Below are 16,591 nucleotides of genomic sequence, written 5' to 3'. Positions count from 1 at the left end.
CGTCTCCCGCGCCCCCGTGCGGCCTGCGGTCAGGGAAGGGACGGGGGCTGCTTGGCCGGTGTCCGCTCCAGCGCCTCCAGGGCCAGCGCGACGGCCCGGTCCAGCTGGGGGTCGTGGCCGCGGGCCCAGTCCTGCGGGGCCGTCACCACCTCCACGTCGGGGTCGACGCCGCGGTTCTCCATGCCCCAGCCGTGCCCCTCCACCCACATCGCGTACTTCGGCTGGGTGACCCCGGTCCCGTCGACCAGCCCGTAGCGGCTGTCGATCCCGATGACCCCGCCCCAGGTGCGGGTGCCCACCACAGGACCGATCCCCAGCGCCCGCACCGCCGCGGTGACGATGTCGCCGTCCGATCCGGAGAACTCGTTGGCGATCGCGACGATCGGGCCGCGCGGCGCGTCCTGCGGGTAGCTGAAGGGCAGGCCGTGCCGCGGCACGTCCCAGCCGATGATGCGGCGGGCCAGCTTCTCCACGACGAGCTGCGAGGTGTGCCCGCCGCGGTTCTCCCGCACGTCCACCACCAGGCCCTCGCGGGCCACCTCGACCCGCAGGTCGCGGTGCAGCTGCGCCCATCCGCTGCCGACCATGTCCGGGACGTGCAGGTAGCCGAGCCGGCCGCCGGACGCCTCGTGCACCCGGGCCCGCCGGCCGGCCACCCAGTCGTGGTACCGCAGTTGCTCCTCGTCGGCGAGCGGCACGACCACCACGTGCCGGGCCGGGCCGCCGTCCGCCGGGCCGATCGTCAGCTCCACGGGCTTGCCCGCGGTGCCGACGAGCAGCGGCCCCGGCCCGGTCACCGGGTCCACCGGGTGGCCGTCGACCGCGAGCAGCGTGTCGCCGGCGCGGACCGCCGCGCCCGGCGCGGCCAGCGGCGAACGGGCCTGCGGGTCGGAGGACTCGCCGGGCAGCACCCGGTCGATCCGCCAACTCCCTTCATCGGCACGGGAGATGTCCGCGCCGAGCAGGCCCTGGCGGTGCAGCGGGTCGCGGTAGCCGCCGGGCGGGCTGACGTAGGCGTGCGAGGTGCGCAGGTCGCCGTGCAGCTCCCACAGCACGTCCACCAGGTCGTCGTGGGTGGCCACCGCGTCCAGCAGCGGGCGGTAGCGGTCGGCGCTGGCGTCCCAGTCGCGGCCGTCCATGTCGGCCCGCCAGAAGTTGTCCCGCATCAGCCGATGGGTCTCGTGGAACATCTGGCGCCACTCGTCGGCCGGCCGCACCGTGACCCGGATCCGGCTCAGGTCGACGGTGACCGTGCCGTCGGAGTCGTCACCGGAGTCGGCCTTGCTGTCCGACGGGGTGATCCGCAGCCGGCCGTCGCCGGCGACCAGCACCTTGGTGCCGTCGCCGGTGACCGCGAAGTCGTCGGCGTCGTCGGCGATCTCCTCCAGCCGCAGCTGCGCCAGGTCGTAGCGTTCCAGCAGGGTGCCGGGCGGCTGCGCCTCGGGCCCGGCCAGCGCCGCGCCGAGCACGCCGAGCAGCGGGTGGCGCAGCCAGAGCACGCCGCCCTTGGCCGCCCGCAGCCCCGAGTACCGGCCGGCCTCGACCGGGAACGGCACGATGCGGTCGGCGAGCCCGTCCGCGTCGACCACCGTGGGCTGCGGCCGCTCGGTGCCGCCGTCCCCGTCGCCGCGGTCCTTGTCCTCGCCCTGCGGGGAGCCGCCGTCCCCGTCGCCGGGGGTGTCGTCCTCCTCGTAGGGGCGGCCGTGCCGCTGCGGGCCGAACGGGGACGGGGTGGCCGCGGCGAGCGTCACCAGGTACGGGCGGCAGGCGTTGGGGAACGACAGGTCGAAGACGTGGGCGTCGTAGACCGGGTCGAAGGCCCGCTCGGAAAGGAACGCCAGGTGCTTGCCGTCCGCGGTGAAGGCGGGCGCGAAGTCCTGGAAGCGCAGCGGCGTCGCGTCGACGACCGTCAGGTCGGAGGTGGCGGCGAGCTTGATCTGCCGCAACGAGCCGGGGCCGGGGTGGGACCACGCCAGCCAGCCGGAGTCGGGCGAGAAGGCCAGGCCCGAGGCGTCCCCCGCATCGCCCGCCACGACCTCGCGGACCTCGCCGGTCTGCGCCTCCACCAGCAGCACCCGGCCGTCGTGGCCGGCGACCGCGATCCGGTGGCCGTCGGGCGAGACCTCGATCTCGTGCACCCGGCCGAGCCGCCCGGCGGCCAGCCGCCGCGGGGCGGTGCCCGCGGGCAGGCCGGTGGCCGGGGCGATCTCCAGCGCGTCGTCGCCCTCGGCGTCGGTGACCCACACCACGTGCTGCTCGCTGCCCTGCTGGAAGACCCGCGGGTGGCGGGTGCGCACGCCGGGCTGCGCGGCCAGCGCGCGGGCCGGGCCGCCGCGGTGGGTGATCCAGTGGGTGGTGCCGCGGATCTCCACGGCGCTGCCGCGGCCGGTGTGGTCGGGCCGGGCGTCGCCGAGGTGGTGGGCGGCGCGCACCGGGTGCGGTTGGAGGTCGGTGCGCTGCCCGCCGAGGCGGACCTCCAGCAGGCGCGGCCCGGCGCCGTCCAGGTCGTCGAGCAGATGGATGCGGCCCCCGCCGGCGTAGGCGACGCGGTGGCCGTCGGTGGCGGCCTGCCGGGCGTAGAAGCCGGTGTCCAGCGGGGTGTGGCGGCGCAGGTCGGACCCGTCGGGGAGGCTGGAGTACAGCGCGCCCTGCCCCTCGTGGTCGGACAGGAACGCGATCCTCCCGCCCACCCACATCGGGCATTCGAGGTTGCCGTCGAGGCCGGCGTGCACCCGGTGGAACTCCCCGCCGCCGTCCGGGTCCAGCCACAGCTTGCCCGCGGTCCCGCCGCGGTAGCCCTTCCAGTACGCGGCCTCCCGGCTCATCGTCGCGCTCTGCAGCAGCACCGCGCCGTCCGGCCCGTACGCCACGTCGCCGACCGGCCCGTACGGCAGCAGTTCGGCCGGTCCGCCGTCCAGCGGCAGCCGGCGCGCCCAGGTCCTGCGCAGCGACGGCTGGCCCTCGGTGCTGACCACCACCAGGTCGCCGCCCGGGGTCCAACCGCGCACCGCGGTACGGGCGTTGCCCCAGTACGTCAGCCGGGTCGACGGCCCGCCTGCGAGCGGCGCCAGATGCACCTCGGGGGCGCCGTCGCGCGTGGAGGTCCAGGCGATCAGCGCGCCGTCCGGGCTGATCCTGGGCCGCCCGACCGGCATGTTGTCCGCGCTGACGCGCCAGGCCCGGCCGCCGTCCAGCGGCGCCAGCCACACGTCGTCCTCGGCCGTGAAGGCGATCGCGTCGCCGTACGGATGCGGGTTCCTGAGGTACGACGGCTGCGGGGCCGCGTGATGCGGCTGCGGAGACTGCGCGGACTGCGCCGGCTGGTTGGTCACCCGGCCACCCTAACTTCGATCAACGCGTCGCCGAACTGCCGGTGCGATGCGTGCAGGTGCCGAGCCCGGTCACGTCGAAGACGGTCCTGCCGCCGACGACCGCGACGAGCCGCCCGCGCACGCAGGTGTCGTCCAACTGCTCGGTGACCGTGCCCTTCACGGTGATCTTCTGCTGGTCTTCGGTGCGCCCCAGGCAGTCCACCTTCGCCGACTTCTTGCCGGTGGAGGCGCTGCACGAGAGCCACTGCACCTTGACGTGGTCGTGTTTCAGCGCGTGTGTGGCCAGTTGGTCGGTGGTGACGGACACGGCGCTCTCCCCCAGGCCGTCGGCGGGGTCGCACCCCGTGACGACCGCGGCGGCGGCCGCGCACGCGACTCCGGCCAGCCAGACCTTCCCCTTTCGTCCCATCCCCCCACGTTCCCGCCCCAGTCGGGCCCGGTCCATCCCCCGAAGGGTCGATGCTGCCCCTACGGGTCGGGCGGCGGCGCACCTAGACTCTGGGCGTGGAGACGATCACGTGCGGCCAGTGCGACACCATCGGCCTGGAACCGGGGTTCGTCGAGGACTCGGGCGAGGGATCGCGCGGCTACGCCCGGTGGATCGCGGGCCACTTGGAGCGCGGCTTCTTCGGCGGCGCCAAGCGGATGGGCCGGCAGCGCTGGCAGATCGAGGCGTTCCGCTGCCCGGCGTGCGGCCATCTGGAGCTGTTCGCGTCCAAGCCCGTGTGAAGCGGGGGCACTTGACGGTGTCGGCGCGGCGGCGCATCGGTGCGGGCAGCGCGGCGGCGCATCGGTGCGGGCGGCGCGAGGCCATCTGCCGCTGCGGGCACGCGCGTTGGCGGGCTCAGTCCCAGCGGTGCAGCGTCGGGCCCAGCAGGCCGGCCCGCCAGCCCCGCAGGATCCGTTCCGTGCTCGGCACGAACTCCTCGGGCAGGGAGTCGAGTTGCGCCCAGCCGACGTGGTCGTGCTTGGCCGGCTCGCGGTTCTCCGGCTCGCCCGTCCACGCGCCGGCCGCGAACACCACGGTGAGGTAACCGTTCGGCGTGCCCGTGCCGGCTCCGGCGTGCAGGACGTGGACCAGGGTCAGCGCCTCGGGGGCGACCACCAGCCCCGTCTCCTCGCGCAGTTCACGGACCGCGGTGGCCGTCACCGGCTCTCCCGGCTCGCACTTGCCGGTCGGCAGGTCCCACAGGCCGGTGCCGAAGCTGCTGCCGGGTCCGCGCCGCAGCAGCACGATCCGGTCGCGCGCCGCGTCGTGCACGATCACCGAGGCGACCAGCAGCGTTATCGAGCCGGGCGCGACGTTGCGCCCCGGCAGGCCGCCGGGCCCGGGGTGCTCGTGCGGTCCGGCCTGCCCGGCGCTCACGACCAGCGGCCGGTGCGGGTGAGCAGCAGCGCCGTCGCCGCCACGCCCGCGGTGGACGTGCGCAGCACCGTCGGGCCCAGCCGGTACGGCGGCGCGCCGGCCGCCCCGAACAGGGCGATCTCCTCGGGCGAGACGCCGCCCTCGGGGCCGACGACGAGCACGAGCGAGCCCGCGGCCGGCAGCGGGGCGGCGGCCAGCGGCGCCGCGCCCTCCTCGTGCAGCACCCCGGCGAAGTCCGCGCCGCCGAGCAGCTCGGCCACCTGGCGGGTCGTCATCGGCTCGGACACCTCGGGGAAGCGCAGCCGCCGGGACTGCTTGGCCGCCTCCCGCGCCGTGGAACGCCACTTGGCCAGCGACTTGGCGCCGCGCTCCCCCCGCCACTGGGTCACGCAGCGCGCCGCGGCCCACGGCACGACCGCGTCGACCCCGGCCTCGGTCATCGTCTCCACGGCCAGCTCGCCGCGGTCGCCCTTGGGCAGGGCCTGCACCACCGTGATCCGGGCGGCCGGCGGCGCCTCGGTGCGCCGCTCGGCGACGTCGACGTGCAGGACGTCCTTGCCCTCCACCGAGGCCACCGTGCCGTAGGCGCCGCGGCCCTCGCCGTCGGTCAGCACGACCTCCTCGCCGGGCGTCAGCCGCCGCACCGACACCGCGTGCCGCCCCTCCGGGCCGTCCAGCGTCAGCCGGGCGGGCGCGCCGTCGAGCACGGCGGGTGCGACGAGGAAGACCGGGGCCGTCATACCCGCGCCTCCCCGGCGGCCTGGAGCTCGGCGGCGAGCGTCTCGACGAGCGCGCCGGCCGACAACTCCCGTGCCAGGCGGTGCCCTTGGCCCGCCCACAGCGACATGCCCTGCGCGTCGCCCGCGGCGGCGGCGGCCTTGCGCAGCGGCGACGTCAGGAAGTGGATCTGCGGGTAGCCGGGCGGGGCGTACGCGCCGTGCTCGCGCATGAAGCGGTTGACCAGGCCGCGGGCCGGCCGCCCGGAGAAGGCCCGGGTCAGCTCGGTGCGGGCGAACACCGGGTCGGTGAGCGCCCGCTTGTGCACGGGGCTGGCGCCGGACTCCGGGGTGATCAGGAAGGCGGTGCCCAGCGCCGCCGCGTCCGCGCCCGCGGCCAGCACCGCGGCGATCTGGCTGCCGCGCATCAGGCCGCCCGCGGCGATCAGCGGCAGGTGCACGGCCTCGCGCACCTGCGGGACGAGGGTGAGCAGGCCGAGGCCCGAGTGGTCCGTCTGCGGGTCGTCGCGGTGCGTGCCCTGGTGGCCGCCGGCCTCCACGCCCTGCACGCACAGCGCGTCGGCGCCGGCCCACTCCGCGGCCAGCGCCTCGGCCGGCGAGGTGACGGTGACCACCGTGTACGTGCCGGCCTTCGCGAAGGCGTCCAGCACCGCGCGGTCCGGGCAGCCGAAGGTGAAGCTCACCATCGGCACGGGGTCCTCGAGGAGCACCGCGACCTTCGCGTCGTAGGCGTCGTCGCCGCCGACGTCCGGGTCGCCCAGCGCCGTGTCGTACCAGGCGGCCTCGCCGGACAGCTGCTCGGCGTACACGGCCACCGCCGAGCGGTCCGCGGTCGCGGGCTGCGGCATGAACAGGTTGACGCCGAAGGGCTGCGAGGTCAGATCGCGCAGCTGGCGGATCTCCTCGTACATCGCCTCCGAGGTCTTGTACCCGGCCGCGAGGAACCCGAGGCCGCCGGCCGCACCCACGGCCGCGGCCAGCCGCGGATTGGACCCGCCCCCGGCCATCGGGGCCTGGACGATCGGGTACGCCGAGAAGGAGGAGAGATCGCTCACCGACATGCCGTCATGCTCCCACGGCTCCCCCTAGGGCCCTCCCACGGGGAGCCCCCGCCCCCCTCGATCCGCACCCTGCGGACCGGGCGGCCCCTCACGGGCCGCACCCCCATGAACAGGGGCACTCCTGAGGGGCGCGAGGAACGGCGCGCGCAACCCGCCACCGGCCGGTGGCCCGGAAACGACAGCAACAGCCCCACCCGCCCGGTGACCACCCGCACCCCCACCGTGGCTTGTCGCGCAGTTCCCCGCGCCCCTGATGGGTGCCCTTGTCCACCGCGTGCACCCCGCCAGGGGCGCGAGGAACGGCGCGCGCAGCCCACCACCGGCGGGTGGGCCGGGGAGGCCCGCTCGGGCGGGGGCAGGACTCCCGGGTGCGGGAGACGGAGGAGGCCGCGCTAGCGGCCGTTGAAGGCGTCCTTGAGGCGCGAGAACAGCCCCTGCTGGCCGGGCGCGAACTGGCCGGTGGGCCGCTCCTCGCCGCGGGCCTTGGCGAGGCGCCGCAGCAGGTCCTCCTGGTCGGGATCGAGCTTGGTGGGCGTGACCACCTCGACGTGGACGACGAGGTCGCCGCGGCCGCCGCCCCGCAGGTGCGTGACGCCCCGCTGGTGCAGCGGGATCGACTGCCCGGACTGGGTGCCGGGCCTGACGTCGATCTCCTCGAGACCGTCGAGCGTCTCCAGCGGGCACTTGGTGCCCAGCGCCGCCGCCGTCATCGGGATCGTCACCGTGCAGTGCAGGTCGTCCCCGCGCCGCTGGAACACCGGGTGCGGGACCTCGCGGATCTCCACGTAGAGGTCGCCGGCCGGGCCGCCGCCGGGGCCGACCTCGCCCTCGCCGGCGAGCTGGATCCGGGTGCCGTTGTCGACGCCCGCGGGGATCTTCACGGTCAGCGTGCGGCGCGACCGCACGCGGCCGTCACCGGCGCACTCCGGGCACGGCGTCGGCACGACCGTGCCGAACCCCTGGCACTGCGGGCACGGCCGCGACGTCATGACCTGGCCCAGGAAGGACCGGGTGACCTGGGACACCTCGCCGCGTCCGCGGCACATGTCGCAGGTCTGCGCCGAGGTGCCCGGCGCCGCCCCCTCGCCGTTGCAGGTGCCGCAGGTGACCGCGGTGTCGACCTGGATGTCCTTGGTAGTGCCGAACGCGGCCTCGTCCAGCTCGATCTCCAGCCGGATCATGGCGTCCTGGCCGCGCCGGGTCCGCGACCGCGGCCCGCGCTGCTGGGACTGCCCGAAGAAGGCGTCCATGATGTCGCTGAAGTTGCCGAAGCCGGCGCCGAAGCCGCCCGCGCCGCCGCCCGCGGCGGACAGCGGGTCCCCGCCGAGGTCGTAGACCTGCTTCTTCTGCGGGTCCGAGAGCACCTCGTAGGCGGCGTTGATCTCCTTGAACCGCTCCTGCGTCTTCGGGTCCGGATTCACGTCCGGGTGCAGTTCGCGGGCGAGGCGCCGGAACGCCTTCTTGATCTCGTCCGGTCCTGCGTCGCGGCGAACGCCGAGTACGGCGTAGTAGTCCGTGGCCACTTACGACTCCGCCAGGATCTGTCCGACGTAACGTGCCACTGCGCGTACCGCTCCCATCGTTCCGGGGTAGTCCATGCGGGTCGGTCCGACCACGCCGAGTTTGGCGACTGCCTCGTCGCCCGAACCGTAGCCGACCGCCACCACGGAGGTGGAATTGAGGCCCTCGTGAAAATTCTCATGCCCGATCCGGACCGTCATGGTGGAGTCCTTGGCCTCGCCGAGCAGCTTCAGGAGCACCATCTGCTCCTCGAGCGCCTCGAGGACCGGGCGGATCGTCAGCGGGAAGTCATGGTTGAAGCGGGTCAGGTTGGCCGCCCCGCCGAGCATGATGCGCTCCTCCTTCTCCTCGACGAGGGTCTCGAGGAGGGTGGCGAGCACGCCGGCGACCGCGGGCCGGTCGTCGGCCTCGAAGCTGTCCGGCAGGTCCTGCACCAGCGGCGGCACGTCCGTGAAGCGGCGCCCGACGACCCGGCTGTTCAGCCGGGCCCGCAGGTCCGCCAGGACGGTCTCGCCGACCGGCGCCGGGCAGTCGATCAGCCGCTGCTCGACCCGGCCGGTGTCGGTGATGAGCACCAGCATGATCCGGGCCGGCGCCAGCGGCAGCAGTTCCACGTGCCGCACCGACGAGCGGGTCAGCGACGGGTACTGCACGACGGCGACCTGGCGGGTGAGCTGCGCGAGCAGCCGCACCGTGCGGGCCACCACGTCGTCGAGGTCGACGGCGCCGTCAAGGAAGTTCTGGATCGCCCGGCGCTCCGCGCCCGACAGCGGCTTGACCCCGGCGAGCTTGTCGACGAAGAGCCGGTACCCCTTGTCGGTCGGGATCCGGCCCGCGCTGGTGTGGGGCTGGGCGATGTAGCCCTCGTCCTCCAGCACCGCCATGTCGTTGCGGACGGTGGCCGGGGAGACTCCGAGCCGGTGGCGCTCGGTGAGCGCCTTGGAACCGACCGGTTCCTCGGTGCCGACGTAGTCCTGAACGATGGCGCGCAGCACTTCGAGTCTGCGTTCGCTCAGCATCGCGCACCTCCAGCCGTCACGGCCCTACCCGCCCTGCCTGGCACTCCGCCGTTTCGAGTGCCAGCTTTCCCGCAGCCAGTGTACGGCGAGGCGGCAAGGGCTCGGCAAGAGCGCCGGTCGATCCGGCCGCCGACGGGCCCTGTCGGATGCGCGCGGCGGCGGCCCGCGGCGATAGCGTCGCCCTGTGGATTCTGAGCGGAACGCGGAGGAGCCGGACACCGGGGGCTCGGTCTGGGAGCAGCTCGCGCCCGGGGTGGCGCGCCGCCGGCTGCCCTTTCTCGACGTGACGATCGGCCTGGTCGTCGGCGCCGACGGGGTGCTGCTGGTGGACACCGGCTCCAGCCTGCGCGAGGGCGCCGAGCTGCGTGGGCAGGTCGAGGCGCTGACCGGCCGCGAGGTCACCCATGTGGCCCTCACCCACGGCCATTTCGACCACGTCCTGGGCACCGCCGAGTTCCCCGGCGCCCAGGTGTACGGGGAGCAGTCGCTGGACGCGTACCTGCGCCGCGAGCAGCTGCGGATGCCGGTGACCGCGGCGGAGTACGGCGCCGACCCGATCGAGACGGCGGAGGCCGTGCGGTCGCTGGTGCGCCCGGACCGGCCGGTGCTGGGCGAACTGGCGCTGGACCTCGGCGACCGCCCGGTGCGGCTGGTGCACCCGGGGCCCGGCCACACCGGCCACGACCTGGTGGTGCACGTGCCGGGGGCGACCGCGAGCGATCCCGCGGTGGTGTTCTGCGGCGACCTCGTCGAGGAGTCCGGCGATCCGCAGGCCGGCGACGACGCCGTCACGGGAAAGTGGGCGGCCACCCTGGACGCGCTGCTCGCCCTCGGCGGCGAGACGGCCCGCTACGTGCCGGGCCACGGCGCGGTCGTCGACGCGCGCTTCGTGCGGGCGCAGCGCGACATCCTCGCCGAGCGCTTCGCCTCCGGCGGCTGACGCCTGGCTACGATCTCCCCCATGCGCAGCAGGAGTTACGACCCCGATCTGACGCCGCCGTGGAAGAAGGCCGCGCCGCCGCCCGAGGTCCCGGCGGACGCGGACCTGGTCGTCGAGGAGGCCGCCACCGGCTTCTGCGGCGCGGTGGTCCGCGTGGAGAAGACCGCGGAGGGCCTCACGGTCACCCTGGAGGACCGGTTCGGCAAGCACCGGGTCTTCCCGATGACGCCGGGCGGCTTCCTGATCGACGGCCGGACCGTCACCCTGGTGCGCCCCCAGGCCGCGCCCCGGCCGCGCGGCCCGCTGCTGTCGGCGTCCGGTTCGATCGCGGTGACCGACGCGAAGGCGCGGGTGGCCCGCGCGGGCCGGATCTACGTCGAGGGCCGCCACGACGCGGAGCTGGTGGAGCGGGTGTGGGGCCACGACCTGCGGGTCGAGGGCGTCGTCGTGGAGTACCTGGAGGGCGTGGACGACCTGCCGGCGATCGTCTCGGCGTTCGCGCCCGCGCCCGGCGCGCGGCTCGGCGTGCTCGTCGACCACCTGGTGCTGGGCTCGAAGGAGTCGCGGATCGCCGCGTCCGTCACCGGCCCGGACGTGCTCGTCGTCGGGCACCCGTTCATCGACGTGTGGGGGGCGGTCAAGCCCGCCTCCGTCGGCATCCCGGAATGGCCGCGGGTGCCGCGCGGCGAGGACTGGAAGACGGGGGTGTGCCGGGCCCTTGGCTGGCAGATGACCACCGGCGAGGCGTGGCAGCGGATCCTGGCGTCGGTGTCCTCCTACCGGGACCTCCAGCCGGAGCTGCTGGGGGCGGTGGAGCACCTCATCGACTTCGTGACGGATCCGGCCTGAGCCCCGGCCGGCGGGGCGGCGCAGGGGCGGCTGCCGGGCGCGCGTGAAACCTTGGCCCGGCCCCGTGCGGCAGCCCCTGGCCGGCCTGTCAGTCCACCAGGTCCCTGACGACGGCGTCGGCCAGCAGGCGGCCGCGCAGGGTGAGGACGGCGCGGCCCTCGGCGTAGGGGCCGGGTTCGAGCAGTCCGTCGCCGACCGCGCGGGCCGCGGCCGCGGCGCCCTGCTCGGCCAGCAGGTCCAGCGGGCAGCCCTCGGAGAGCCGCAGCTCCAGCAGGATGCGCTCCACCCGCCGGTCCTCGTCGCCCAGCACCTCGCGCCCCGCGCCGGGCGTGCGGCCCTCGGCGAGCGCCTGCGCGTAGGCGCCCGGGTGCTTGACGTTCCACCAGCGCACGCCGCCGACGTGGCTGTGCGCCCCGGGCCCCGCGCCCCACCAGTCGGCGCCGGTCCAGTACAGCTCGTTGTGGCGGCAGCGGCCCGCCTCGGTGGTGGCCCAGTTGGAGACCTCGTACCAGGAGTAGCCGGCGGCGGCGAGCCGCTCCTCGGCCAGCAGGTAGCGGTCGGCGTGCACGTCGTCGTCGGTCATCGGGATCTCGCCGCGGCGGATCTGCCGGGCCAGCCGGGTGCCCTCCTCCACGATCAGCGCGTACGCCGACACGTGGTCGGGCCCGGCCGCGATCGCGGCGTCCAGCGAGGCCAGCCAGTCCTCGTCGGACTCCCCCGGCGTCCCGTAGATCAGGTCCAGGTTGACGTGGTCGAAGCCGGCCGCGCGGGCCTCGGCCACGCACGCCTCGGGACGGCCCGGGGTGTGCGTGCGGTCCAGCACCTTCAGGACGTGCTGCCGGGCGCTCTGCATCCCGAACGAGACGCGGGTGAAGCCGGCGGTCCGCAGCCCTGCCAGGTACGCCGGGTCGACGGACTCCGGGTTGGCCTCCGTGGTCACCTCGGCGCCCGGCGCCAGCCCGAACTCCTCGCGGATCGCCGCGAGCATCCGGCCCAGGTCGGCGGCGGGCAGCAGCGTGGGGGTGCCGCCGCCGACGAACACGGTCTCGACCGGCCGCGGGTCGTCCCCGAGCACCTTGCGGGCCAGCCGCACCTCGTCGACCAGCACGTCCGCGTAGTTCTCGCGCGAGGCCAGCGCGCCGCCGGAGCCGCGCAGCTCGCTGGCCGTGTACGTGTTGAAATCGCAGTACCCGCAGCGGGTGGCGCAGTACGGCACGTGCAGGTAGAAGCCGAGGGGTCGGTCGCCCGCCCCGTCCAGGGCGTGGCCCGGCAGCGCGCCGTCCGCCGGCACGGGTTCCCCTTCGGGGAGAGCAGATGGCATACCCCCAGTATCCGCCACCGGGCCGGCCCCCCTTCCCCCCTCGGCCCATCGGCCCCGCCGCCCCGCCTGAGGGCCCCCCGACAACGGCGAGCCGTCCCCCCAACACGCACCGGCCGCCCCACGGGGCAGGACGTGCCCCGCAGGGGCGCGGGGAACTGCGCGACCAGCCAGCGCGGCGCCGCGCCCGGCCACCGTCCCGAAGGGGCAGATCGGTCCGCTCCGGACCACCGGCCGGTGGCCGGTTGCTCGCGCAGTTCCTCGCGCCCCTTGCGGGGCGCACCTCGCCGTGCAAGCGCGCGGCACCGTCGTGGCTGAGCGCGCAGTTCCCCGCGCCCCTCGGGGGTTGCCGCACATCGCAGGGTGAACCAGTCCCAGGGCGCCCTGGACGGCGTGCCGCACACCGCAGGGTGAACCCAGGCGAGGGCCCGGCCCGGAGAAGGGTGGAGGCAACCCGGTCACGGCGAACCGCGGCCCGGAGGGCGAGAATCAGAGGGCCTGGAGGACGAGGAGGGCGAGGTCGTCGGCGGGCGGCGTCTCGTCGAAGTCGTGCACAGCCTCGCGGAGGCGCTCCGCAACGCCTGCCGCAGGCAACCCCGTGCAGCCGCGGAGAGCCGCCGCGAGCCCGTCGTCGTCGTCGAACTGCCGCCCGGCATGGCGGCGCTCGGTGACCCCGTCGGTCACGCACAGCAGCGTGTCGCCCGGCGCCAGCGCAAAGCTCTCGCTCGCGTACCGCGCGTCGTCGGAGATGCCGAGCAGCATCTGCGGCGTGGCCGCAGGCCGCACCGTGCCGTCGGGGGCGAGGAGCAGCGGGAGCGGGTGGCCGGCCGAGGCGAGCGTGACCTGGGCGCCGCGTCCGGGCGCGCCCGGCGTGATCTCCCCGTACAGGAGGGACAGGAACCGCGCCTGCCCGTCCCACGCCGCGGTCTCGGCGAGCAGCGCGGTGGCCGCCTCGTCGGCGAGCGCCTTGTTGAGCCGGTCCAGCACGTCGGAGACCCCGTACCCCTCGCGCGCCAGCAGCCGCAGCACGGGGCGGGCGATCCCGGCGAGCGACGCGGCCTCCGGGCCGCTCCCGCACACGTCGCCGAGCGCGAAGCACCAGCGGCCGTCGCCGGCCGGGAACAGGTCGTAGAAGTCGCCGCCGACCCAGTCGCCGCCGGTCGGCTCGTAGACGACCGCGTGCTCGACGCCGGGGATGCGGCCGGTGGCGGGCGGCAGCAGGCCGCGCTGGAGCACGGTGCTGATCATGGCCTGGCGCGCGTACTGGCGGGCGGTGCCGAGCGCGAGGGCGACGCGGCGGGCGAAGTCCTCGATGAGGCCGAGCGCGCCGTCGGGCAGACCGCCGCGCGAGGCGGCGGCGCCGAGCAGCAGGGTGCCGTGGCAGCGGCCGGTGGCGATGAGCGGCACGGCGAGGGCGGCCCCGGCGTCGCGCGGCCACGGGTAGGGCTGGGCGCCCGGCCGGTCGCTGGGCGCGGGCGGCGCCTTCTCGAGTGCCGCCCGCAGGCCGTCGATGTGGTGCTCCGCACTGTGCCAGACATGGGCCAGGCGCGGGCGGTTGCCGCCCGGGTGGAGCCAGACCGCGCACCAGTCGGCGAGCCGCGGCACCAGCAGCTGGGTGGCGAGCGAGGCGACGTTGTCCTCGTCGAGCTGGCCGGCGAGCAGGTCGGACGCCTCGGCCAGGAACGACAGCGGGCCGCGGCCCGCCCAGTCCGGGTCGGCGCGCCGCGGCAGACTCGGCAGGCTGGGCGCCAGCAGTTGCGCGGGGATGCGGGCCTCGGGCTCGGGCTCGCCGGTCAGCGCGATCCTGCACCACACGGTCTTGCGGTCGCGCCGGTAGGTCACGCCCCAGGTGTCGGCGAGCGTGGCGACCAGGTACAGCCCGCGTCCGCCCTCGGCCCGGTCGTGCGCGAGATCGTGCGCGAGGTCGGCGGACGCGTGGGGGCCGGGCCCGGGGTCACCCGCCGCGCGGTCGCCGCGCAGCGCCCGTGCGGGGTGCCGGTCGGTGACCTCCAGCACCAGCGCCGACTCGGCCGGGTCCAGCCGGCAGACGAGTTCGACGGCGGTGCCGGCGTGCACCACCGCGTTGGTGACCAGCTCGCTGACCAGCAGCGTGCCGTCGTCCATGACGCGGTCGGCGAAGTAGGGATCGGCCCACTCCGCGAGCGCGGCACGCAGGAATCTGCGGGCCGCGCCGGCGGCGAGCTCGTTACCGGGGAGGCTGGTGCCGGTGGCCCGGCCGTGCGCTCGGGCCACCGCTGCGGTGGGGCTCACGTGCCCAGCCTGGCACCGGAGCGCAGTCCGGGGCGCGAGCCGGCGGGCGACTCCCTCCTTCGTGCCCCCTTCCGGCGGGTTCGCCCCTGCCCGGGCCGTTCATCGACTACCCTCCGCCCGCGCGGCGCCCCCAGGACGCCCCGAAGACGCCCGCAAGCCGCCTCGCGGGAACGAGCCGGCTTCGGCGGCCCCGGTCACGCCTCGCGGGACCCCGCGTACATCTCCTCGATGAGCGGCGCGAACTCCCGCTCCACCACGGGCCGCTTCAGCTTCAGGCTGGGCGTCAGGTCGCCGTGCTCGACGTCGAGGTCGCGCGGCAGCAGCCGGAACTGGCGGACCTGCTGCCAGCGCTGCAGGCCCTCGTTGAGCTGGTCCACGTATCCCTGGATCAGCTCGCGGACCTGCTCGGTGGCGACGATGTCGGCGTACTCGCGGGCCTCCAGGCCGTTCTCCCGCGCCCAGCCGAGGATCGTCGGCTCGTCGAGCGCGAGCAGGGCGGTGCAGAAGTTGCGGCCGCCGCCGACGACCAGCACGTTGCTGACGAACGGGCAGACCGCCTTGAACTGGCCCTCGACCTCCGCGGGCGCGATGTACTTGCCGCCGGAGGTCTTGATCAGGTCCTTCTTGCGGTCGGTGATCTTCAGGAAGCCGTCGGGCGAGAGCTCGCCGATGTCGCCGGTGTGGAACCAGCCGTCCGGCTCCAGGACCTCGGACGTCTTCTCCGGCAGGCCGTGGTAGCCCTGCATGATGCCGGGGCCGCGCAGCAGGATCTCGCCGTCCTCGGCGATCCGCACCTCCAGGCCGGGCAGCGCCTTGCCGACGGTGCCGGTGCGGTAGGACTCGCCCGGGTTGACGAAGCTCGCCGCGCTGGACTCGGTCAGGCCGTAGCCCTCCAGGATGTGGATGCCGGCGCCGGAGAAGAAGTAGCCGATCTCCGGGGCGAGGGCCGCCGAGCCGGACACGCAGGCCCGCAGCCGGCCGCCGAACGCCTCGCGCAGCTTGGCGTAGACGAGCTTGTCGGCGAGCGCGTGCTTGGCCCGCAGCCCCACTGGCGCGGTCGGCGTGCCGGTGAGCCGCATGCTGTTCTGGGTGGTCTTGGCGTACTCGCGGGCGACCTCGGCGGCCCACTGGAAGATCTTGTACTTGGCGGCGCCGCCGGCCCGGGCCTTGGCCGCCACGCCGTTGTAGACCTTCTCGAAGATCCGCGGCACGGCCGCCATGTAGGTGGGCTGGACGACCGGCAGGTTCTCGATGATCTTGTCGACCCGCCCGTCGACCGCGGTGACGTGGCCGACGGTGATGTGCCCGGCGGTGAGCACCTTGCCGAAGACGTGCGCGAGCGGCAGCCACAGGTACTGGACGTCGTCCTCGTGGATGAGGTCGATCGACTGGATCGCGCGGGCCATGTAGGCCCAGGCGTCGTGCGGCAGCCGGACGCCCTTGGGGCGGCCGGTGGTGCCGGAGGTGTAGATCAGGGTGGCGAGCTGGTCCTTGGTGATGCGGGCGACCGCGTCGGTGACCGCCGACGGGTGCGCCTCCAGGTAGGCGGCGCCGCGCTTCTCCAGCTCCTCCAGCGACAGCACCCAGCCGTCGCCCTCGGTGTCCGCGGCGCCGGCCGGGTCGATCACCACCACATGGGCCAGTTCCGGCAGCTCGGCGCGGCGCGCCCGGGCCTTGGCGAGCTGGCCGGCGTCCTCGGCGATGAGCACCCGGCTGCCGGAGTCGGCCAGGATGAACGCGGTCTCGTCGGCGTTGGTGCTGGGGTAGACCGTGGTGGTGGCCGCGCCCGCGCACAGCACGCCGAGGTCCGCCAGGATCCAGTCGACGCTGGTGTTGGAGGCGATCGCGACCCGCTCCTCGGGCCGCACGCCCAGGTCCATCAGGCCGGCCGCGATCGCGTACACGCGGCCGGCGGCCTGGTCCCAGGTGAGGGAGTTCCAGCCGTCGGGACCCTGACCGCTCTCCGCCGGGACCGGGTACCGGTACGCCTCGGCGTCCGGGGTGGCGGCGACGCGCTCCAGGAAGAGCGTGGCCACGGAGGGCGGCCGGTTCTCCAGCAACGTCTGTGTGTCGGTCACGACTACCTCCGGGCCGCTCAGGGCCTTCTTAACTCACCAGTAACCTAATCGGTCGGATCAGGGTAGAGCGCCGACGGCCAGCGCGTAAGAGGGCGACGC

At 75.1% G+C, this 16,591-nt stretch carries 13 protein-coding genes; 3 read left to right on the top strand and 10 right to left on the bottom strand.

Translation table 11 applies throughout. The features are described 5' to 3' along the window. Nucleotides 1-29 precede the first annotated feature (29 nt). Nucleotides 30-3,332 carry a S41 family peptidase gene (locus ACH4TG_RS00805; RefSeq protein ID WP_398239412.1) on the bottom strand — a complete coding sequence of 1,101 codons (3,303 nt, stop codon included), beginning with the start codon at nucleotides 3,330-3,332 and terminating at the stop codon, nucleotides 30-32. Nucleotides 3,333-3,351: 19 nt separating this feature from the next. Continuing rightward, nucleotides 3,352-3,741, bottom strand: coding sequence for a hypothetical protein (locus ACH4TG_RS00800; RefSeq protein WP_398239410.1), 390 nt, complete (start codon nucleotides 3,739-3,741; stop codon nucleotides 3,352-3,354). A gap of 95 nt (nucleotides 3,742-3,836) precedes the next feature. Here ACH4TG_RS00800 and ACH4TG_RS00795 point away from each other — a divergent pair, with 95 nt between their 5' ends. Beyond that, nucleotides 3,837-4,061, top strand: coding sequence for a hypothetical protein (locus ACH4TG_RS00795; protein WP_398239408.1), 225 nt, complete (start codon nucleotides 3,837-3,839; stop codon nucleotides 4,059-4,061). 115 nt (nucleotides 4,062-4,176) lie between these two features. On the opposite strand, the gene ACH4TG_RS00790 is transcribed toward ACH4TG_RS00795, so the two are convergent. From ACH4TG_RS00790 to hrcA, 5 genes are all read right to left on the bottom strand, one after another. Beyond that, the gene (locus ACH4TG_RS00790) at nucleotides 4,177-4,698 is read right to left on the bottom strand and encodes an NUDIX domain-containing protein (protein ID WP_398239406.1); all 522 of its coding nucleotides are present in this window, start codon (nucleotides 4,696-4,698) and stop codon (nucleotides 4,177-4,179) included. Beyond that, the gene (locus ACH4TG_RS00785) at nucleotides 4,695-5,438 is read right to left on the bottom strand and encodes a 16S rRNA (uracil(1498)-N(3))-methyltransferase (RefSeq protein ID WP_398239404.1); all 744 of its coding nucleotides are present in this window, start codon (nucleotides 5,436-5,438) and stop codon (nucleotides 4,695-4,697) included. Before ACH4TG_RS00785 ends, ACH4TG_RS00790 begins: the two co-directional genes overlap by 4 nt. Further along, nucleotides 5,435-6,496: a nitronate monooxygenase gene (locus ACH4TG_RS00780; protein ID WP_398239402.1), complete on the bottom strand. Its 1,062-nt coding sequence runs from the start codon at nucleotides 6,494-6,496 to the stop codon at nucleotides 5,435-5,437. The genes ACH4TG_RS00785 and ACH4TG_RS00780 overlap by 4 nt, the downstream gene beginning before the upstream one ends. A 392-nt stretch (nucleotides 6,497-6,888) precedes the next feature. Next, the gene (dnaJ, locus tag ACH4TG_RS00775; RefSeq protein ID WP_398239401.1) at nucleotides 6,889-8,019 is read right to left on the bottom strand and encodes a molecular chaperone DnaJ; all 1,131 of its coding nucleotides are present in this window, start codon (nucleotides 8,017-8,019) and stop codon (nucleotides 6,889-6,891) included. After that, on the bottom strand, nucleotides 8,020-9,036 hold the full coding sequence (gene hrcA, locus ACH4TG_RS00770) for a heat-inducible transcriptional repressor HrcA (RefSeq protein ID WP_398239400.1): 1,017 nt from the start codon (nucleotides 9,034-9,036) through the stop codon (nucleotides 8,020-8,022). Nucleotides 9,037-9,220: 184 nt separating this feature from the next. Here hrcA and ACH4TG_RS00765 point away from each other — a divergent pair, with 184 nt between their 5' ends. Both ACH4TG_RS00765 and ACH4TG_RS00760 read left to right on the top strand, forming a co-directional pair. Then, nucleotides 9,221-9,976, top strand: coding sequence for an MBL fold metallo-hydrolase (locus tag ACH4TG_RS00765; protein ID WP_398239398.1), 756 nt, complete (start codon nucleotides 9,221-9,223; stop codon nucleotides 9,974-9,976). A gap of 21 nt (nucleotides 9,977-9,997) precedes the next feature. Further along, nucleotides 9,998-10,825: a DUF3097 domain-containing protein gene (locus tag ACH4TG_RS00760; protein ID WP_398239396.1), complete on the top strand. Its 828-nt coding sequence runs from the start codon at nucleotides 9,998-10,000 to the stop codon at nucleotides 10,823-10,825. Between the two features lie 88 nt (nucleotides 10,826-10,913). On the opposite strand, the gene hemW is transcribed toward ACH4TG_RS00760, so the two are convergent. From hemW to ACH4TG_RS00745, 3 genes are all read right to left on the bottom strand, one after another. Next, nucleotides 10,914-12,146: a radical SAM family heme chaperone HemW gene (hemW, locus tag ACH4TG_RS00755; RefSeq protein ID WP_398239394.1), complete on the bottom strand. Its 1,233-nt coding sequence runs from the start codon at nucleotides 12,144-12,146 to the stop codon at nucleotides 10,914-10,916. Between the two features lie 486 nt (nucleotides 12,147-12,632). Then, nucleotides 12,633-14,414 carry a SpoIIE family protein phosphatase gene (locus ACH4TG_RS00750; RefSeq protein WP_398239393.1) on the bottom strand — a complete coding sequence of 594 codons (1,782 nt, stop codon included), beginning with the start codon at nucleotides 14,412-14,414 and terminating at the stop codon, nucleotides 12,633-12,635. A 194-nt stretch (nucleotides 14,415-14,608) separates the two neighbouring features. Further along, complete coding sequence (locus ACH4TG_RS00745; RefSeq protein WP_398239391.1) at nucleotides 14,609-16,492, bottom strand: AMP-dependent synthetase/ligase; 1,884 nt, start codon at nucleotides 16,490-16,492, stop codon at nucleotides 14,609-14,611. Nucleotides 16,493-16,591 lie beyond the last annotated feature (99 nt).

Origin of the sequence: Streptomyces sp. NPDC020917, from assembly GCF_044333795.1 — a bacterium.
Taxonomy (GTDB): Bacteria; Actinomycetota; Actinomycetes; order Streptomycetales; family Streptomycetaceae; genus Actinacidiphila.
The sequence above is the reverse complement of the archived record's forward strand: the minus strand, read 5'-3'. Positions and strand labels throughout refer to the sequence as shown.